At 55.9% G+C, this 18,247-nt stretch carries 13 protein-coding genes and 1 riboswitch; of the genes, 6 read left to right on the plus strand and 7 right to left on the minus strand.

Annotated elements, in window-relative coordinates:
• Positions 1-119: 119 nt before the first annotated feature.
• The 3 genes from H7849_RS03600 to H7849_RS03610 form a co-directional block, all read right to left on the minus strand.
• A complete protein-coding gene (locus H7849_RS03600; protein WP_186744200.1) occupies positions 120-2,366 on the minus strand; it encodes a chitobiase/beta-hexosaminidase C-terminal domain-containing protein in 2,247 nt (748 codons plus the stop codon).
• 1,060 nt (positions 2,367-3,426) lie between these two features.
• Complete coding sequence (locus H7849_RS03605; protein WP_186744201.1) at positions 3,427-3,675, minus strand: hypothetical protein; 249 nt, start codon at positions 3,673-3,675, stop codon at positions 3,427-3,429.
• Between the two features lie 326 nt (positions 3,676-4,001).
• Positions 4,002-4,220 carry a hypothetical protein gene (locus tag H7849_RS03610; RefSeq protein WP_186744202.1) on the minus strand — a complete coding sequence of 73 codons (219 nt, stop codon included), beginning with the start codon at positions 4,218-4,220 and terminating at the stop codon, positions 4,002-4,004.
• 136 nt (positions 4,221-4,356) lie between these two features.
• On the opposite strand from H7849_RS03610, the gene H7849_RS03615 reads away from it, so the two are divergent.
• The 4 genes from H7849_RS03615 (at position 4,357) to H7849_RS03630 (ending at position 9,614) form a co-directional block, all read left to right on the plus strand.
• Positions 4,357-4,548 carry a hypothetical protein gene (locus H7849_RS03615; protein ID WP_186744203.1) on the plus strand — a complete coding sequence of 64 codons (192 nt, stop codon included), beginning with the start codon at positions 4,357-4,359 and terminating at the stop codon, positions 4,546-4,548.
• 135 nt (positions 4,549-4,683) lie between these two features.
• Positions 4,684-4,932 carry a hypothetical protein gene (locus H7849_RS03620; protein WP_186744205.1) on the plus strand — a complete coding sequence of 83 codons (249 nt, stop codon included), beginning with the start codon at positions 4,684-4,686 and terminating at the stop codon, positions 4,930-4,932.
• A 1,127-nt stretch (positions 4,933-6,059) separates the two neighbouring features.
• Positions 6,060-6,701, plus strand: coding sequence for a hypothetical protein (locus H7849_RS03625; protein ID WP_186744207.1), 642 nt, complete (start codon positions 6,060-6,062; stop codon positions 6,699-6,701).
• 183 nt (positions 6,702-6,884) lie between these two features.
• A riboswitch (cobalamin riboswitch) is annotated at positions 6,885-7,081 on the plus strand.
• Positions 7,082-7,145: 64 nt separating this feature from the next.
• A complete protein-coding gene (locus tag H7849_RS03630; RefSeq protein WP_186744209.1) occupies positions 7,146-9,614 on the plus strand; it encodes a TonB-dependent receptor in 2,469 nt (822 codons plus the stop codon).
• A 95-nt stretch (positions 9,615-9,709) separates the two neighbouring features.
• On the opposite strand, the gene H7849_RS03635 is transcribed toward H7849_RS03630, so the two are convergent.
• Positions 9,710-10,669, minus strand: coding sequence for a hypothetical protein (locus H7849_RS03635; RefSeq protein WP_186744211.1), 960 nt, complete (start codon positions 10,667-10,669; stop codon positions 9,710-9,712).
• A gap of 16 nt (positions 10,670-10,685) precedes the next feature.
• Between H7849_RS03635 and H7849_RS03640 the strand changes: the two genes are divergently transcribed.
• A complete protein-coding gene (locus H7849_RS03640; protein ID WP_186744213.1) occupies positions 10,686-11,297 on the plus strand; it encodes a carboxypeptidase-like regulatory domain-containing protein in 612 nt (203 codons plus the stop codon).
• A 37-nt stretch (positions 11,298-11,334) separates the two neighbouring features.
• Here the strand turns inward: H7849_RS03640 and H7849_RS03645 are convergent, their stop codons facing one another.
• Positions 11,335-12,024, minus strand: a complete 690-nt coding sequence (locus H7849_RS03645) for a DUF4232 domain-containing protein (RefSeq protein WP_186744215.1) — start codon at positions 12,022-12,024, stop codon at positions 11,335-11,337.
• 119 nt (positions 12,025-12,143) lie between these two features.
• Here H7849_RS03645 and H7849_RS03650 point away from each other — a divergent pair, with 119 nt between their 5' ends.
• Entirely contained in the window at positions 12,144-12,869 is a 726-nt protein-coding gene (locus tag H7849_RS03650) for an SDR family NAD(P)-dependent oxidoreductase (protein WP_186744217.1), read from the plus strand.
• Positions 12,870-13,106: 237 nt separating this feature from the next.
• Here the strand turns inward: H7849_RS03650 and H7849_RS03655 are convergent, their stop codons facing one another.
• Together H7849_RS03655 and H7849_RS03660 are read right to left on the minus strand one after the other, a co-directional pair.
• The gene (locus tag H7849_RS03655; protein WP_186744219.1) at positions 13,107-15,659 is read right to left on the minus strand and encodes an ABC transporter permease; all 2,553 of its coding nucleotides are present in this window, start codon (positions 15,657-15,659) and stop codon (positions 13,107-13,109) included.
• A 14-nt stretch (positions 15,660-15,673) separates the two neighbouring features.
• Positions 15,674-18,235 carry an ABC transporter permease gene (locus tag H7849_RS03660; RefSeq protein ID WP_186744221.1) on the minus strand — a complete coding sequence of 854 codons (2,562 nt, stop codon included), beginning with the start codon at positions 18,233-18,235 and terminating at the stop codon, positions 15,674-15,676.
• Positions 18,236-18,247: the final 12 nt, after the last annotated feature.

The raw sequence follows: 18,247 nt of genomic DNA on the forward strand, positions 1-18,247 counted from the left end.
ATCCTTCCTTGATCGCACCGGAAAGCTTGCGCATTCCGGTTCCCCACATCCTTCCATCAGCCGAGAAGAACGAAGGAAACCGTTTGCGGTGTTTCTGCGTGAGCTTTGCTCGTGGTCCTTTAGAAGACGCTTTCGTTCTCGAGCAAAATGGGATCCTTGGAAATTTCCACGGATCCTCCAATGACACCGTGCACAGCTCCGGTGAGATCGTGATATTGGACGTATTGGCTTGGAACGGTGTAGTTCGCTGTTCCCGCTGTGTTCCAGACGGCCTGAGCGACATATCCATCGGCGCGCGTAAAGCTGCAGACAAATGTCGTGGGGCTCGCTGGAATCTCGGCGCACGGCTGACTTACGGTGACGCCGGTGATCCATTGGGACACCCGTTGATAGCCTTCGCCCGCCGTGTTCAGACCGCCGGTGCTGGTCCAGAGTGTTCCCCACGCTGGATTGTCGTACGCATACCAGAAGGTCCGTTGCACGCCGATCGATTGCTCGAGAAGGAGCTGCCGTGCGAGCCAGCCAGCCTGGTCGGATTCTTCGGGAAGATTCGTATTGTTTCGCCAACTCGACTCGGTATCCCAGATGGGAAGGGAGCCATTTTCGTGTTTTGCTGCCACGGCCTGGAGCTGGTAGACGCTACCCTGGATGGGCTCCGGGGCCCCGCCGATAGTAGGATAGCCGTGAAAGGACACGATGTTGATGATGCTGTTGCCCCCCAACCCCAGCCAGTTGTCGAGCCAAGTGGTTCCACAGTATTGAACGCTGCCTGCGCACTCGGCCTGAGTTTCGTAGTTTCCGGTGGTCGAGGGACTAAGAAAGACCGCGGCAGGATCAACGGCCCGAATGATTGATTTCGCATCACTAGCCATGGCAACGAGAGTTTTGGGATCGCCTTGCCAATAGAAGGGGTCATTCGCCTCGTTCCAGAATTCCCAATATTGAATCGCTCCCGCCCCGAGATGCGAAATCAACTGGGTCACAAACTCATCCCAAAGACTCAAACTGGCGGGCGCCTCGGCGCACATGGACGGAGCGTAGGCGCCGCCGCACACAGCACTGATGGTGCCCGCGGATGAAGAGCTGTCGGCGCCCGATTGCGCGTAGGTGAAGGTGTTGGCGGTGGGAGTTCCAGTCAGATAAAACGTGCCGTTAAAGCTGGAGTTGGAAACTCCGGCAAGGGTGACCTGACTCTGAGAAGAAGCCGGCTGTGTCGGGTTGTAGTACATCCCGTGAGCCGACGATGTCGTCACGGTCACGAATCCGCCCGACCTTGTGATCGATTGGATTGGCACATTTTTTGGTAGCGCCCAGGGCGGAACTCCGCCAAAGGTATAGAGCAATTGGGAGCCGTTTGCGCGAGCCATGCTCACCTGAGCGTCCAGATTCTTCCATGTGTACGTGGTTGCGCTGGGATTGAGATTGCCCCATTTTGTTCCGGTGTCCCACAGCCTGATGGTGTGGATCGGCAATTCGGGCCATGGAGTTCCAGCGGTCAGATAGTCGATGTTCATGGCGAAAAAGGCCGCCGAGGAGTTGGGCGTCCGGACCGGCGTCGAGTGGGGAACGATCGTATAGGAGACGGTTGATACGGGTCCGGCGGGGCCGCCTGGCACTGCGGCGACAGCCTTGAGCGTCATATTGCTAGTCACGGTGATCGGACCCGTGTATCGGGTTGACGAAGTCGTGGGGGTTACGCCGGTGACAGTGTAGTAGGTCGTAGCCCCAGATGTCGCATTGCTGATTGCGATCGACTGCGGGCCCTGGTATACGCCGGCGGCCTCGCTAAAAGTGGGAGCTACAGCCGAAACGAAGGCATACGTTGCGGATGTAACGGGGCCAGCCGGACCGCCCGGAACAGCCGCGATCGCCTTGAGCGTCATGTTCCGGTTGACGGTGATCGATCCGGTGTATTGCGTCGAATAGACGGTCGGCGTTACGCCACTGACGGTGTAATAGATTGCGGCACCGGCCGTTGCGTCACTGATCGCGATCGACTTGTAGGCCTGATAAGTTCCTCCAGGTGTACTGAAAACGGGCGCCACTGGCGGGACGAAGGAATAAGTAGCGGTCGCAACGGCGCTGACCGGTCCACCCGGAACGGCCGCGATCGCCTTGAGTGTCATGTTCCGGTTGACAGAGATCGGTCCAGTGTATTGCGTCGAATAGATGGTCGGCGTTACGCCGCTGACGGTGTAGTAGATCGTCGCGCCAGGCGTGGCATCTGTGATGGTGACAGATTTGTAGGCTTGATACGTTCCGCCAGGCACACTGAACTGTGGCGCAGAAAGTGTCACGGCCAGAGATGAAATCCCGGTGGACAAGGCAAGGAGAAGGATAATTGCGAAAGAACGTACTGCTGGCATGAATCGGCCTCGGGGGTAGATTGATTTTTGAGGGCAGATCGTAGAAAGAAGACACCAATGGGGCAAAACGACGAGAATCGTAATTCGGCAGCAGCTGAAGTCTGGAATCGATTGAACTATAGTCTAAGCTACATAGGTTACTATATCGCCGTAGCTCTCGCGTTGTTATTCAGAAAATCTGCAAATCCTGTGAAATTCTCGCACTTTATCGGTGCTTCCAAGTCGCTGCGGTGGGGGCTGATTAGTGGCAGCTTTCCAGCGGGCCGAAATTGCCTATATCTCCGGTGGACCTCGCTCAGGGGCCATGGGTCTTAGCAATGAAAAGCATTGGAGTACCGTCCGATAGTTCGATGCCCATTCAAGAATTAGAAGCGTTCCGGAAAGTCGCGCTGGTGGTGATTCGGGATTCCTAATGGGATTCTGAATGTTGAGTGCGCTGCTGCGCAGCGGATGGAGATTGACACGTCATCCCCAAATGGGTACTGTAGAGCGCTTCCGAAGCGGAATCCGTTAATCTTTGTTTCTATAATAGATTGCCGTTTGATGTTCACGGGCGTAAACATTGCCTTACGCGAGACTTTGCGCTCGGCTGCAACCTCCTGCAAAATGGGGATTTTTAGACTTAAAATCCGAAAGCAACGCTGAGAAATTCTGGTGTCAGTTCTGGTGTCAGTTTGAATTGTACTTTCCGGCAATTTCGTGCATCACAATGCGAGCATGAGTTTGAGATAAGAGACTTAAAATAAGTCATATATTGGCGCCGTGCAGGTCTCTGCTACTCTGTGCAGGTGACCCAAGACGGTTTCCTAAACCGCAGGTCGGAAGTTCGAATCTTCCCAGAGTCACCATAAAATCAATCACTTACAAGTAAAATTCCAAAGCATAAAATTGACTGGCGGTAGAGGTGGCACTTCAAACCATCTGCTTTATTCGCTGGTGTCGCTGGCGGTTGCCAGATCGAAGCAAAGCTTCCGTCCTCACGTTACCGTGGTCCGTGGCCGTCTGCCCGTGACCCAGCGTTAGCGGGAAGTTGTCGCCAAGGAAATGTGCTCTGCGATTCTTACCCAGCCTTGAGTCCACCGTGATCGTTTCGCTCGATCACGACTCCGAGGCGTTGCAGGCGCGTTCCGAGGCTATCGAGACGTCGGTTGATATTGGCGCGTTCTTTCACTGAGAGCGATTCCGCTGCCAAAACTAGAACCACGGTGTTGTAAGATTTTATGGCGTCTTTCCAGAGACTTTCGCGACGTTCGATGTCGAATGTGTGACTGGCTATATCCAGCAAAAAATCAGCACACTTAAGTTCCATCAATAAAGAAAATGCACTGAGACGTCGAGACTCATCTCGCCATTTCTTAACGCAAATTTCCAGAAGAAACACAACGAAGCCTGATCGCCTGCATGTATGCGGTTAGATGCAAAGCCGACGAGCACGGGAGGCTTCATGGCAAGACAGCAGAGATCGCCCCGCTCAGTAGACGATCCTCCCGTCTATGTGAAATGCATGGAGGATGAATGGCGGGCTTACTCAGGCTTAATCGGTTCATCCCGGGTCTAGAGCATCTTCGTTTGACAATGCAGAGTCAAGCGATGCATGAAGTTCATCAAGGCCCGTCGCATGGAAGCAGGTGGCAATCAAAGGCGTCCCACCTTGCGTGCCCATGCGTCGAAATCAAACGACAGTCTGCCCTTGAATATCTCCGCTGGCAGGTAGCGGCGACGTTCACCGCACAGAGGACACGTGTGGATGATCCACGAGTCGGGCATTGTCTGTACGGGCGCCGCGATGTTCTCTTTGCACTGTTTACAGGTGATGACGTAGGGGTGGATGCGGGCGGGTGGTTCTTGAAACATGGCTCACCCAGTATAGCGAATAAAAGGCGAAAATAGACTGAGGAAATTTCACATGTGAATCGCTATAGCTGGCCTCGTATGGCGCTTGTTCCGCATCCGAATCGTCAGCCGAAAGATAGTCTTCCGCAGCAACACAATGGTTGATACAAAGTTCAGCATGCATGACTCCTTCGTCTGGAGAGAAAAGGTAACGACCGCACCCGACGAAGAGCTCCTGGCATTCCGCGAAGCGGACTACCTTGGGCTGCGTGATGTTGAATGCGAGCACTGGAGAGTGCCCATCGTTGACGACGAGATTCGGCGCCGCAGGCTCAATGTCGGCTCATAGCGTCCGCACCTGGCGTTGTAAAGTCTGGATCAGCATTGAGGCCACACTGCCATTAAGACCGGCTTAAGCATCTACTCCTACGATGAAGTGGTTTGCGATGAAGTAGTTCGTTCATAGCGTCTCATCCACAAAACCATGACCACAGCAATCGATGCCACAGTTCTAGCCGCCCTCGAAAACCGCAATGTCTGGAGCACAGAAGGGCGAGCCGTATCGAGAAGAGGTTTTTTTGCCGTGCGAGCGGACGAGTTGGCGCGGCATCTGAAGATGAATCGGGACGCAGTTGCTGAAAGTCTGAGCAGGTTGGCGGCCACGGGCAAGGTGATGAACATTGGTGGGACCGCTGAGGATCCGTCACCCAGGTATCACTTTGTTTACTCGTAGGATGCTTGGAATTTTTCCATGGAGTGGCCAGCAGTGCAAGCGCAGATACTACAAGCGGCGGCGGCGGACCAGAGGTTGATCTGTCGCACCTCATACCAGATATCAGGAATGCAGGCTTGTTATGGGTTTCCGGCAGGGGCCCCGCATCGATTGCTCTTTTCTGTTGAGAAGCTGGTCTGAGGGATTAGAATCAACCCAACCCTTAATGTGGCGCGAGAACAAAAGTCGGGGCGGCTGAAGAGCAACCACCCCAGTGTCCTACACCTTTTGTGTTCTGTTTTGAGGCGTGTCCCCCCACACGCCTAGCGCCAGAAATCAGACGCCATTCATGGGATGTTGATGAGGTGAATTTGCGTTGTCCATCCATCCGAGGGTAACCAATTCCGATTACAACAAGTGGCGATCGTCCGAACTAAAGAGGGATGGTCAATAGGGCCCCATCCAGCTACATTTCCATCAGCAGTAAGAGAACTTAACGAGATATCGCCAGCGGACTAAGGAAACGGGTTCGCTGGCTTTTTTCCATTCGTTGTTGTGTTGAAAGAAATGTCGCTTGAAAGCCTTGTAAGAGAAGTTTCGATCCGTTGTGTAGAGTGCGGCACCAACATCTGGGAAATTGCTGACAGACACCGGTGGGTCTATGAAGACGCATCCGACTTCGTCTGTTGCAACCGCGAGCCCACGCCAAAGATGCTGCGCGATCTGGCAAAAGAGTTTCATACCAGGACGGAATGCCTGCGGGAGACGCTGGATGAATGAGCCGGTTGCTTTTGTCGGGCAGTCTATTTCGTTCGGTTGCTAGATAGGCGCCGACAAAGTGGTCGTTGGGGAATTGTTGTTACCTCCTTTAGCCCGATGTTATGATGGCCTGCTCCTTGTAGAAAATGCGCTGAAACGTGTGGAGCTGGTGAGCAAGAATGCACCACGCTAGCGTCCCTGGATTCGATATTGATTATGACGTCGATGTTTCCTCCCCAGGCGGGTTTGACGTAAGTCGTATCGGAATGATGATCTTGGGTCTTCCGCAAGTGGTTGACTCGGCATACATAGAGCCAAGAGGTCAAATCACGATAAGCGCTTCAGGGAAAATCAAAAGCGATCCCGGGGCCGTTCCGAGGAGTCGCATATTGAGGCTGGGATTCGTGCAGACGCTAATCGACTGCCGTCGCGTGGGTTACTACGACAAACATATTTACGTAGAGCGGCACCCTCAATATCCGGTCAAAGATGGCGAAGGGAAGCCTTGGTTCAAGGGCGAAGCGATTAATCTCGTGACCGTCAAGAGTGATGAAATAAATCCCTCCAAGGATTTCCGGATCGAGGTGACTGACGAACCTCATTGCAGCTTTCCGCTGGTTTGTCCTTTTGTCTCGCCAAACGAGAACCTGGTCGCCCTTGATTTTCACGATTCATTTAAGACCTGTCTTTTAGCTAGAGTGTACGTAGGGGATGGACAAACGCCAGGCCACACTTTTGAAGATCAGGTATTTTTGCATGAAGTGAGATGGGAATTTGATGTGGGGGGAAAATATGCAGCAGGTCCACCTCCGTCGGTTACCCGTGCAGAGCTAAACGGCTATCGTCATGTTGGCGCTGGATTGGCTATTCCCTGGCCGTATGATAGGCCAGCAGGCATCGTATTGGACACATCACCTATGAATTATCGTGATCTTCCTGATGGCACTCAGGTTCCGATTTCTACTTCTGCGAATTCTACTAAACAATGCATGGTAATCAGACAGCCTACGACACTTGTTAAACAGTGGTAAGCAGCACAAGTCGTATTCTGCAGTGTATTTTGACTTCAATCGCAGGTAGTGGCTCCCCTGTAAAGACGTTTCATCTTTCATCGAAAAGCAATTTTGACAGCATGTTCGCTTGCCGGAATAATCAAATCATTCTCCATGTAATGAAGGTTCGGGATCATCTCGCGCGCTTCTGCATGGTCCACGACAACGATTAACGCATGAGATGCTCGGGAAGACGGTGAGAATCCGTCACTGCCCCGCAACTGTGAGCGCGACCCTGCGTCTGTCAGATGGAGATGCGCAGGGAAATGTCAGACCTGAATGCCACTGGGAAGATCCGGGAAGGCGGTTTTGACAGACAGCGCGCGAGTCAGGAGACCGGTTTCATGCGGGAAGAGAAACGGGATTGGCCATTGCGGCCAAGTTGCCGTTCGAACCGCGTTCCGAGGGGAACGAAGGAGAAATATGCTGAAAAAGCTGCGGCCTGCTGGCCGTCTCGCCCTGTTTTCTGTCTCCCTGTTGCTGGCTGCTTTACCGTTACGCGCTGTGGTTGTCACCGGGCGCGTTACCGATCCGCTAGGGCAGCCGATTGCCAATGCAAACATATCGCTGATTCAGAATGGCAAAGTTATTATCGCCGGGAAAACGAACAGTGATGGAAGCTATCAGCTTTCGAACCCGGTGACCGGACGCTTTTATGTGCTGGCAGGTGGGCAGTCGTTTCGCCAACTGACGACGGAGAGCTTTTATGGAGGCTCGCTTGAAGCGGTGGAACAAAACATTGTGCTCGAGCCGGAGTGGGTGCGGCAATCGATTGTGGTGACGGCGACGGGCACTCCGCTGCCGCAGGCACAATTGAGCGCGTCGATCACGACGCTGAACAAGACAGACTTTATCAATCGCGCGGACCTCGTGGATGCGATGCGGCAAGTGGCCGGCGTGAATGTGGTGCAGACAGGGCAGCGCGGCGGGCTGACGAGCATCTTTGTGCGCGGCGGGAATTCGGATTCGAACAAGATTCTGTTTGACAGCGTGCCGATTGAAGACATCGGCGGGCGGTTCGATCTTTCCACGATTGCGTCGACCGGTGTGCAGAGTGCCGAGGCGTATCGCGGGCCGAACTCGGTGCTGTATGGATCGGACGCTGCTGCGGGCGTGATCGGCTTCAGCACGCCGCGTGGCTCGACTCCGTTTCCTTCGCTCCTGTATGAGGGCGATGCGGGGAATTTCGGGACGTATCGGAATGAAGTGCAGCTGGGCGGGACGCATCGGGCGTTCGACTATTACGGCGCCTTTGGTGACCTGCAGACGCAGAATTCGATTCCAGACAGTGAGTATCACAATATCAACGAGAGTATGAATCTCGGGTACGCCTTGTCGGGTGCGACGACGCTGCGCGTGAGCGCGCGCAATGCGGATATTGCGACCGGGCTACCGAATGCGTACCAGTTCTACCAGATTGCGAATGATGCGAAGCAATCGGACCAGGATATTTTTCTCGCGGGGACGATCGATCATGACTTTTCGGATCGCTGGCATGCGCTGGCGCGTTATGGATTAGCGCGCAAGCGGGAGGAGTCGACACAGTGGTCGCCGACGGGGATCTATGAGCCGGATGAGGGGATTTATCTTGGCAATCCGGTAACGATTACAGGCGCGAATGGATACGCGGTGAGCGGGCAGGCGATTCTGAATTACGCCGGGACGTATCCGGTGACTTCGGAACTGGTGTCGAACCGCGACAACATCTACGCGCAGATGGATTATCAGGTCACGCCGCATTTGCTGGGGATTGCGGGGTTCCGCTATGAGAATGAGCGCGGGGCGGATCGCTATCCAGGTTTTGTGAATGACACGCTGGTGCGCGCGAACTATGACTACATGCTGCAGGTTGGCGGCGACTTCAGAAGCAGGCTGTTTTATTCGCTCGGTGGTGGCATTGAGAAGAACGGGCTGTATGGCACGGAGGGCACGCCACGCGTGGGGCTCTCGTACTATGCGGTGCGTCCGGGAGCTGGGCATTTTCACGGCACGAAGCTGAACTTCAACTTTGCGGAGGGCGTAAAGGAGCCGACGATTACGGATCAGTTCGACTCGCTGTATCAATTCCTTTACTCGTATGGCGGACAGCAGGCGGCGCAGCAATATGGTATCCAGCCGATTGGGGCGGAGCATTCGCGCAGCTATGACGGCGGGGTAGAGCAGAGCTTTTTCAGCGAGCGCCTGCTGATGCGCGTGACGTATTTCCACAATCAGTTCAACAACCAGATTGAGTCGGTGCCTCCTGCGGCGCTGACTCAGTTGCTGCCGAACCTTCCTCCGGAGCAGGTGCAGCAGTTGATTACGCTGCTGAATACGTCGTTTGTTTCGCCGACGCTGAACTCGCTGGATTTTCGCGCGCAGGGAATTGAGAGCGAGGCGCAGTTCGGGATTGGGCGGGATATTTTTCTGCGGGGCGGATACACGTATCTGGATTCCGTGGTGCAGAATTCGTTTTCATCGGACGCGCTGAATCCGACGTACAACACGGAGTCGTCGTTCCCGAATGTTCCGATTGGTGTGTTTTCGCCGTTGCGCGGGGCGCGGCCTTTCCGGCGTCCTCCGCATACCGGATTTATTACAGTGACCTATACAGGGAAGCAGTGGACTGTGGTGGGGAATGCGGCATTTTCCAGCCGCAGCGATGACTCGACGTTTCTCGGCTTCAGCGATGCAAACTTTGGGAACTCGCTGCTGCTGCCGAACCGGAATCTGGATTTTGGATTTGCGAAGCTGGGTGTGGGCGCGGTGTATCAGTTGAAAAAGTGGATCGCGATCTACACACAATTGGAGAATGGGACCAGCAATCAGCATATCGGGCCGATTGGATATCCTTCGCTGCCATTTAACTACCGTACGGGGCTGCGTTTCACGTTGGGGAAGGAAGTGAAGTAGGCTGAGCGTTGAACGGGAGAGGGGAATTTGGTTGATTCCTCTCCCCCAGCGACGCTTAGGGTTCCTCAGTAAAACGACGCTGTGGCTGAGTTGACTCATTCCTTGCCGTCGGCCTTGCTCTTGGCCTTCGCGCATTCTTCCGGCATATTCTTCAGTGTTGGTTCCAAAGCTGGCCAATACTGACTGTCTTTAAGCATTACGCAGAACTCTTCGAGCGACGCATTATCTCCTGTTAGTGCGTCCGGGTTAGCTTCGCGCACGAACTTCCAAGCCAACTCAGAGTGCCCCGTATAGATGAAGTCGAGGACCGTATCCCATAACGTTACTCCCAGCGCTCCACGCCTTTCGCCATCCTCCTTCAGCGCGTCATCAACGTCTTTTAGTGCTGCTTTCCATTGCTGAGGAGTCGGGGTTGGGTAGCGCATTTTATCCAGGTCCAGCCGGAACCTCTCTCCATCCCACCTGAGAATTACCTTGTGGCTAACGGATGACGCAAATGAGGCTGGCCAGTAGGACCAGATATCATTCGTTATGTAATAGTAGCCATGATCTGAATTCAACTTTTCAAAATGGGCAAGGTCGCTATCCCCATCCTTAATGGTAGCGAGAAGACGAAGCTTCGGCTCCAGTTCAAATATGTAGTGATTGAAGCAGCAATGTGCTCCCCCAGACCATGAGGTCACAATCATGTCAGGCCGCCCATCTCCGGTCAGATCTTCGCCATTTGAAATTCGGGGTATTTTGAACTGAGTGTTGCCGGGTTGACCAAGATAGTACTGCTCGGCAGCATCGGCCATGCGATAAACAACGTTGCCGTTGCGGTAAATCCGCAAACAGGCAGGATCATCGTCGGGGTTGGTCGCCTCGTAGGTCCTAAATACGTATCCGCGTACAGTAACGCTTCCGGTCAAGCGGATTCGCGTGCATAACTTCGAGTTATCAGCCTGTGCAATTGCGGCCGTCGAAAAGATGATCCAAAATAACTTAAAAACTAACCAGTGCAGGTGAACGAGTTTTCTACGATCTCCAAGGATGCTTATGAGGAATGATGACAAGGAATGCTGGTCTCCCATGTCATTCTACGCATCGGAGACAGATCGGTTAGCGGTTATCGGCATGCCTGAGTACGACCGACAAACGTTCTTAGTCTGTAGGTTTCCCGGGGGCGGTGAAAATGCTTACAATCTAGACATGGATTTCGTATTGTCCCGAGGGTTGCTGTTCCGCAAGACCGCTGTTCTGTCGCTCTGTTTGTTTCCGCTTCTGCTGTCAGCGCAGGATGTAAAGCGCGGGCGCAAATACGTGGCTCCGCCGCCGACGTGCAAGGTAACGGTGACCGTCACCAAGGCCACCACCGGGAAACCGGTGGAGAATGCCGGCGTCATCTTTCATCCGATCAAGAATGGCAAGGATGAAGGCAACATGGAACTGAAGACCAACGAAGAGGGCAAGGCGGTTCTGGACGTGATTCCGGTCGGGGATACCGTTCGCCTGCAGATTATTGCCAATGGGTATCAGACCTATGGAGCAGATTACCAGCTTGATGCTTCTTCGAAAGACATTGACGTAAAGCTGCTGCGGCCCGGGAAGCAGTACTCCATCTACGAGAAGCACGATGGCTCGCAGCTTGGCGGCCAGGATGAGACGGCAAAACCGTCAGATCAGCCTGCTCAGCCTCACTAAGACGTCGGCTAGTTCAGATTATGATTCGGTGATGGGGCTACTCGCCCTGGTCGGAGCGCAGTGTCGTAATCTGCACGCGGCCCTCGCATACGGTGAGCGGGTGATTTACGGAAAAGCTTTCGGTTGCGCCGGGTGCGGTTACGCTGATACGCGAAACGACCGGGCAGTCCTGTCCGGTAGACCAGCCGATCTGAAACCATGCTTCGCCTTTGGGAGCAATCGTGACCTGGGCGTCGGGTTTTGCGGCTGACGTTTGCATGGGGCCTTGCGAGAGTCGCGCGCTGATCGATGATTCAGAGACGCGATCGACGACGAGGTTTGCCACCGGAGTTCCTGTTTTATCGAGCAGTGAAATGGTGGGGTAGCCGCCGATATGGCATGGCGTGATGCCTTCGTTATCAAAAGCAAGCTTAACGGCGCGGTAATTGCCGTTCACCGCCGCGGCGATTTCCGTGACCGCGAGGTCTTTGCTTTCGCATGGACCAGATGCGGTTGTTGTCGTTTCGGAACGCTTGACAAGCTGGGGACTGCCGGCTGCCATCAAGTATGGTGCATTGGGATTGGTGCCGCCATGTGCGCGCGGATTGTCTTCATCGAGAAGAACAGGAGCCCCGCCCTTGAGAGATGAGGTATGTGTGGAATGCGCGCAGCTTTCCAGCAACGACCCGATGATCATAAGGCTGCCAGCCAGAACAATCGGGGCGATACGCGACAATGGGGGAGCCATATGCAGCCTCAAGGTAACCAATGAGATGACATCTGCACCGGATAGGTTGCAGGGGCCATCGGAATTTGTCGCGCGCGCCTCGTTCTTGCGGGTGCACACTGACAGGTAAAATCAAATCTATGGATAGTTTACAGGGCCGAGTAGCACTTGTCACAGGCGCGGCCAAGCGCATCGGGCGCATCCTTGCATTGACGCTGGCGGGCTCAGGAGCAAATGTCGCGATTACGTATCGCGATTCTGAGACCGAGGCGGAAAATACGGTTAAAGAATTGAAGGCTTTCGGCAGAGATGCGCACGCGGTTCGTTGCGATGTGCGCGATCCAGCCTGTGTTGAAGGCGCGGTTGCCGCGGTTGCGAAGCATTTTGGTCAGTTGGATCTACTGGTGAACAATGCAGGTGTTTTCGAGACGGCGGTTCTGGAACAGATCAGCATTGCGCAGTGGGATGCGATGTTCGAGACGAACACGCGCGGCCCGTTTCTGATGGCGAAAGCTGCGCACCCGCACTTGAAGGCGGCGCGCGGGCGCATTATCAACATCGGTTCGCTAGGCGGGCTGCATCCTTGGCCTACGCATGGACACTACTGTACATCGAAGGCTGCACTGCACATGCTGACGCAGACGATGTCGAAGGCATTCGCGCCGGAGATCAGCGTGAACTGCGTTGCGCCCGGGATGATTGTGAATGGCGAGGTTGCAGAGGATTACGAGCACTTTGCCAAGAAGACGCCGATGAAACGGAATGGCACACCGGAAGATGTGGCGGCGGCGGTGATGTTCTTTGCAACGGGGCCGCATTTTATTACCGGTCAGATTTTGAGTGTGGATGGCGGGTTGGGGTTGTAGCTTTCGTTTCTCGATTTACCTCGGCTTATTAAGATTTTGCTTTCCCACCCTGACTGCGTCAGGATGGGGCACCCGTTTTCGTGCTGATGTCGAGAAAAAGCGGCCTCGCTTGCCGCAAGGCTTCGCACGAACATTGTTCGGGCGGGTCCTTCGACTTCGCGGCGCTGCGCTCAGGATGACGTCGCGGTAGGGATCGGCCCGCTCTCTCCGCTTAGGATGACATCTCTGAGGCGGTACTCACTCCATGCGTAACGCTTTTACCGGGTCGATGGATGCCGCTCGTTGGGCTGGCAGGATGCTGGCGATGAGGGCGCAGATTCCTAAAGCGATGACTGATCCTGTGAGTACGAGCGGGTCCCAACTTTTGACCTGATAGAGTTGAGCGGCGATAAGGCGTCCGCAAGCGATGGAGATGGGGATGCCGATGGCCAGGCCGATGACGATTTGCAGGAAAGCTCCGCGCAGGACGAGCCTCACTACGTCCTTGCGATTTGCGCCGAGGGCCATGCGTACGCCTATCTCGCTGGTGCGGCGTTCGACGGTGTAGGCGGTGACGCCGTAGAGGCCGATGGCGGCAAGCACGAGCGCAAGGATTCCGAAGAGTCCGGTCATCTGCGCAACGACCCGCTCCTGATCAAAGTTGGCTTCGACCTGTTCCTGCATGCTTTGAATGTTCAGGATGGTCAGATTCGGGTCGACTTCGCTGAAGGCCTTGCGAATTAAGGGTTCCATGCCAAATTCACTGCCGCGCAGGTGCAGGACGGCGCCCGTGATGTAGTGCGTGCGGTGGTCGAACATCAGCATCAATGGGTTCTTGTAGTTCACGTATTGCGCCAGCGGCAGGAAAACCATGGAATGTGCAGGACTGCGACTGTCTGTGTATTTTGCATCCCGCACGACGCCTACAATCTCGTAGCTTGTGCTGTTTTCTGCCAGGTCGAGTCCGAAGTGTTTGCCGATGGGATCCTGATCCTTAAGGAATCGCCGGACAAAGGTTTCATTCACAACGGCAACGTTACGCGCAGTGCGCGTGTCCTGCTCGGAAATGCTACGCCCACGCAGGATGGGCTGCCCCATGGTTTCGAGGAAGCCTGGACTCACGCGGTCAATCGACGAGTTGGCATTTTCATCCATTTGCGGCGCGCCGTGTCCTTCGAGAACGATGAGTTCGCCCCAGTTATCGATGAACGGCGTGTAGAGCGCGAGGCCGGCACTTTTTACGCCGGGCAGATGGGAGAGGCGGTCCTGTAGCTCGCGATAGAGCGCGTCAAGCTGTGGTTCGGAATAGCTTGCCAAGGGTGAATTCATCAGGATGCTGAGGCGGCGGTCGGTTTCGAATCCCAGATTCTGATGTTCGAGTTTGCCGAGGCTCCGAGTGAGCAGGCCGGCTCCGGCGAGCAGAACAATGGAGAGCGCGGCTTGCACGATGACGAGAATCTTTTGCGGAAATGAAGAATGATCCTGGGTGCTACGGTTTGCGCCGCGGAGCGCTTCGGCGGGATCGGCACGCGAGGTGAGCCATGCGGGTGCTGTGCCGAAGAGAATTCCCGTAAGCAGGGACAGGCCGAAAGCAAAGGCGAGCACGGGCAGCGATGGCGTTGCCGCGATGGGCACAGCATGCGAGCTACGGAAGGCAAGCGCCACGATGACCTTTACGCCGCCGTAGGCTACCAGGATTCCGGCGATTCCTCCGAGCACGGAGAGAAGGATGCTCTCGGTCAGCGATTGGCGAATGAGCCGCCGGCGCGATGCACCGAGCGCAAGACGGACTGACGTCTGTGCGCGGCGGGCGGTGCCGCGGGCCAGGAGCAGGTTCGCAACATTCGCACAGGCGATGAGTAACACGAGGCTGCAGACGGTGATGAGAATGCGCAGGCTATCACCATAGCTCTGCCGCATCTCGCCCACACCGATGCCGGCGGGAGTGATTCTGAGGAACTGTTTTGGCAGGGACTGTTCAACCTGCGGCATGAATTCAGCGGGGTAGCCGCTATCGTGCATCATCCAGTTCCGGACAAATCCAGTGAGTAGCGCGGAGACGCCGGACATGTCTGCACCCGGTTTGGCGCGGCCAATGACGCGGAGCCAAGCTGAGATGGATTGCTTCAGCAGGGAATTGCCGCCATTGACCATTGGCTCCTGCTGTAGCGGAAGCCAGATCTCGGGCGGGTTGCTGCGCAGCGTCTCGCCAAAGAAGCCGGGAGGTGCGATGCCGATGATGGTGAATGGATGGCCTTCTACGATGAAGGTGGAACCGATGACGGATGGATCGGAGCCGTATTCCTGCTGCCATGCGCGATAGCTCAGGACGGCTACCGGAGCAGCGGTTGGTTGATCGTCAGCGGCGGTGAAGGCGCGTCCGGCAAATGCGCCAAGGCCGAAGGTGGAGAAGTAATTTCCGGTGACGAATTCGCCGCGCAGAGGCTTTGCCTCGTGATCGCTCTCGCCGCGCCGTACGCTGAATTGCGAAGACATGGACTGAAACGCCGTCATCTGCTCGAACTCGGGCGCGGAATCCTTGAGGCGCAGATAGAGCGGATAGGAGACCATGCCCCAATCATCCTGCGGGCCGCCCTGTACGCAACAGTTGCTGTTGTTTTCACCGATGCGGTAGAGGCGGGACGGGTCGACGACCGGCAACGACTTGAGCATGACGGTGTGGATGAGCGAGAAGATGGCGGTGGTGGCTCCGATGCCGAGGGCGAGCGTGAGCATCGCGGTCAGCGTGAAGACGGGAGTGAGGCGCATCTGACGGAGCGCATAGGATAAGTCTTGCCGCAGAGTCTGCATCGTAAGTCTCCGTTCTATTCAGTGCGCAGGGCCTTTACCGGATCAATGGATGCTGCTCGTTGCGCCGGGAGAATGCTGGCGATGAGAGCGCAGACTCCGAGGGCGATGATCGAGCCAGAGAGGACCAGCGGATCCCAGATTTTGACCTGATAGAGTTGGTGAGCAATCAGGTGACCCGTAAGGATGGATATAGGAATGCCGATAGCCAGTCCGATGATGATTTGCAGGAAGGCTCCGCGCAGGACGAGCCTGACAATCTTTGTGCGATCGGCGCCGAGGGCCATGCGTACTCCGATTTCGCTGGTGCGGCGCTCGACTGCGTATGCCGTAACACCATAGAGGCCAACAGCGGCGAGGAGGAGGGCGAGGATGCCGAAGAGTCCAGTCATCTGGGCCATCGCGCGCTGCTGATCGAAGTTCGCGTCGATGTGGTCTTCCATTGGTTCGAGGTTGAGCAGGGTAATGTTGGGGTCGACCTCGCTGAGGACGCGGCGCACCTGAGGCTCAAGGCCTTCCATGCTGCCGTGAATCTTGAGCACTGCGCCTTCGATGTAGTGGGAGCCGTCATCGATGCTCTGCATCATGGCGTTGTCATACTTCACGTGCTGGGCGAGCGGCGCGAAGAAGATGGGTCGCGTCGGGGCTGCCCCATAGAGGTTGTCCCACATATACCTTGCATCGTTGACGATGCCTACAATTTGAAAGGTAGTGCCGTACTGCGGCAGATCGAGGCCGAAGCGCTGACCGAGCGGATTTTCACCGGGCTTGAAGAAGCGCTTGACGAAGGCCTCGTTGACGACTGCGACATTCTGGGTGGAGGCAGTGTCCTGTTCGGTGATGGAGCGACCGCGCAGAATGTGATGACCCATGGTTTCGAGGTAGCCAACGCTGACGTGGTCCCACGATGAGCCGACTTCCTCGTTCATGTTGGGCATACCGTGGCCTTCACGGATAACGATTTCGCCCCAGTTGTCCTGCAGCGGCGCGTAGAGCGCGAGCGCGGCGCTTTCGACCCCGGGAATGTGCGCGAGGCGCTCCTGCATCTCGCGATACATGGCATCGAGTTTTGGCTGCGGGTAGGAATTGAATGGGCCGATCAGGCTTATGAGCGCACGATGGTCGAGCTCGTAGCCGAAGTCCTGATGCTGCATCTTCTCGATGCTGCGCGTAAGCAGGCCTGCGCCGGCGAGCAAGACCACAGAGAGCGTGGCCTGAAAGATCACGAGAACTTTCTGGGAGAGGGATGAACGGTCATGTGTGCTGCGGTTGGCGCCCCGCAGAGCTTCAGCCGGATCAGCGTGCGTCGCTAACCAGGCAGGAGCTGTTCCAAAGAGCGCGCCGGTGAAGACGGAGAGAAGAAAAGCGAAGGCGAGCACGGGCAGGGATGGGGTTGCGTCTATCGGGACAAACCTGGCGCTGTGGAAGGTGAGCGCGACGAGAAGTTTTACTCCGAGATAGGCAATGACCAGGCCAGCGAATCCACCGAAGACGGACAGGACGAGGCTTTCCGTGAGTGATTGGCGAATGAGTCTCTTGCGCGATGCTCCGAGAGCGAGACGGACGGAGGTTTGCGCGCGCCGTGCGGTTCCTCGGGCGAGGAGCAGATTCGCAATATTGGCGCAGGCGATGAGCAGCACCAGAGCGCAGACGGCGAGCAGGATACGGAGGTTATCGCCGTAATCCTCTTTCATGAGGCCGACGCCTCCGCCAGCAGGAACAACCTTGACGAATTGTTTGGGAAGGCCCGCTTTGATGCCGGACATCCAGTCGGCGGGAAAGTCAGCTCCAGTCATGAGCCATTGGCGGATGAGGCTTGTCATGCGCGCGGGTACTGCATCAGGCGTCGCTCCTGGCTTGAGCCTGCCGATGACCCTCAGCCATGCCTGAAAATGATGCAGAAAGGACTTTTGTCCGGCGAGGACGGGTTGTTGCAGGATCGGGATCCAGAGGTCGGGCGGGTCGCTGCGCAGGGTATCTCCGAAGAAGCCGGGAGGAGTGATGCCGACGATGGTGAAGGGGTGGCCATCGAGAATGAAGGATGAGCCTATAACCTTCGGGTCTGATCCATACTGTTGCTGCCATGCGCGGTAACTCAGCATGGCGGCGGGCGCGGCAGTTTCCTGATCGTCTGCGGGTTGAATGGTGCGCCCGGCGAAGGCGCCTACGCCAAAGGTGGAGAAGTAGTTTCCGCTGACGTATTCGCCGCGCAGAGGCTTTGCGGTGCGGTCAGCTTCTCCGCGACGCGTGCTGATCTGGCTTCCACCGGCCTGAAATGCGGCGAGTTCCTCAAACTCGGGCGTGTTCTTTTTCATCAGCTCATAGAACGGATAGGAGAACATGCCCCAGTTGCCCTGCGGACTTCCTTCGACGCAGCAGTCGCCCCCGTCACCAATGCGGTAGAGTCTCGATGGATCGACAACCGGCAACGACTTGAGCATGACGGTGTGAATCAGAGAGAAGATGGCCGTCGTGGCGCCGATGCCGAGGGCTAACGTCAGCATGGCGGTGAGAGTAAAGACAGGAGAAAGTCGCATCTGACGCAGGGCATAGGCAATGTCTTGTCTCAGGGTTTGCATAGAAGGTCTCTT

The sequence above is a fragment of the Alloacidobacterium dinghuense genome, assembly GCF_014274465.1.
GTDB lineage: Bacteria > Acidobacteriota > Terriglobia > Terriglobales > Acidobacteriaceae > Alloacidobacterium > Alloacidobacterium dinghuense.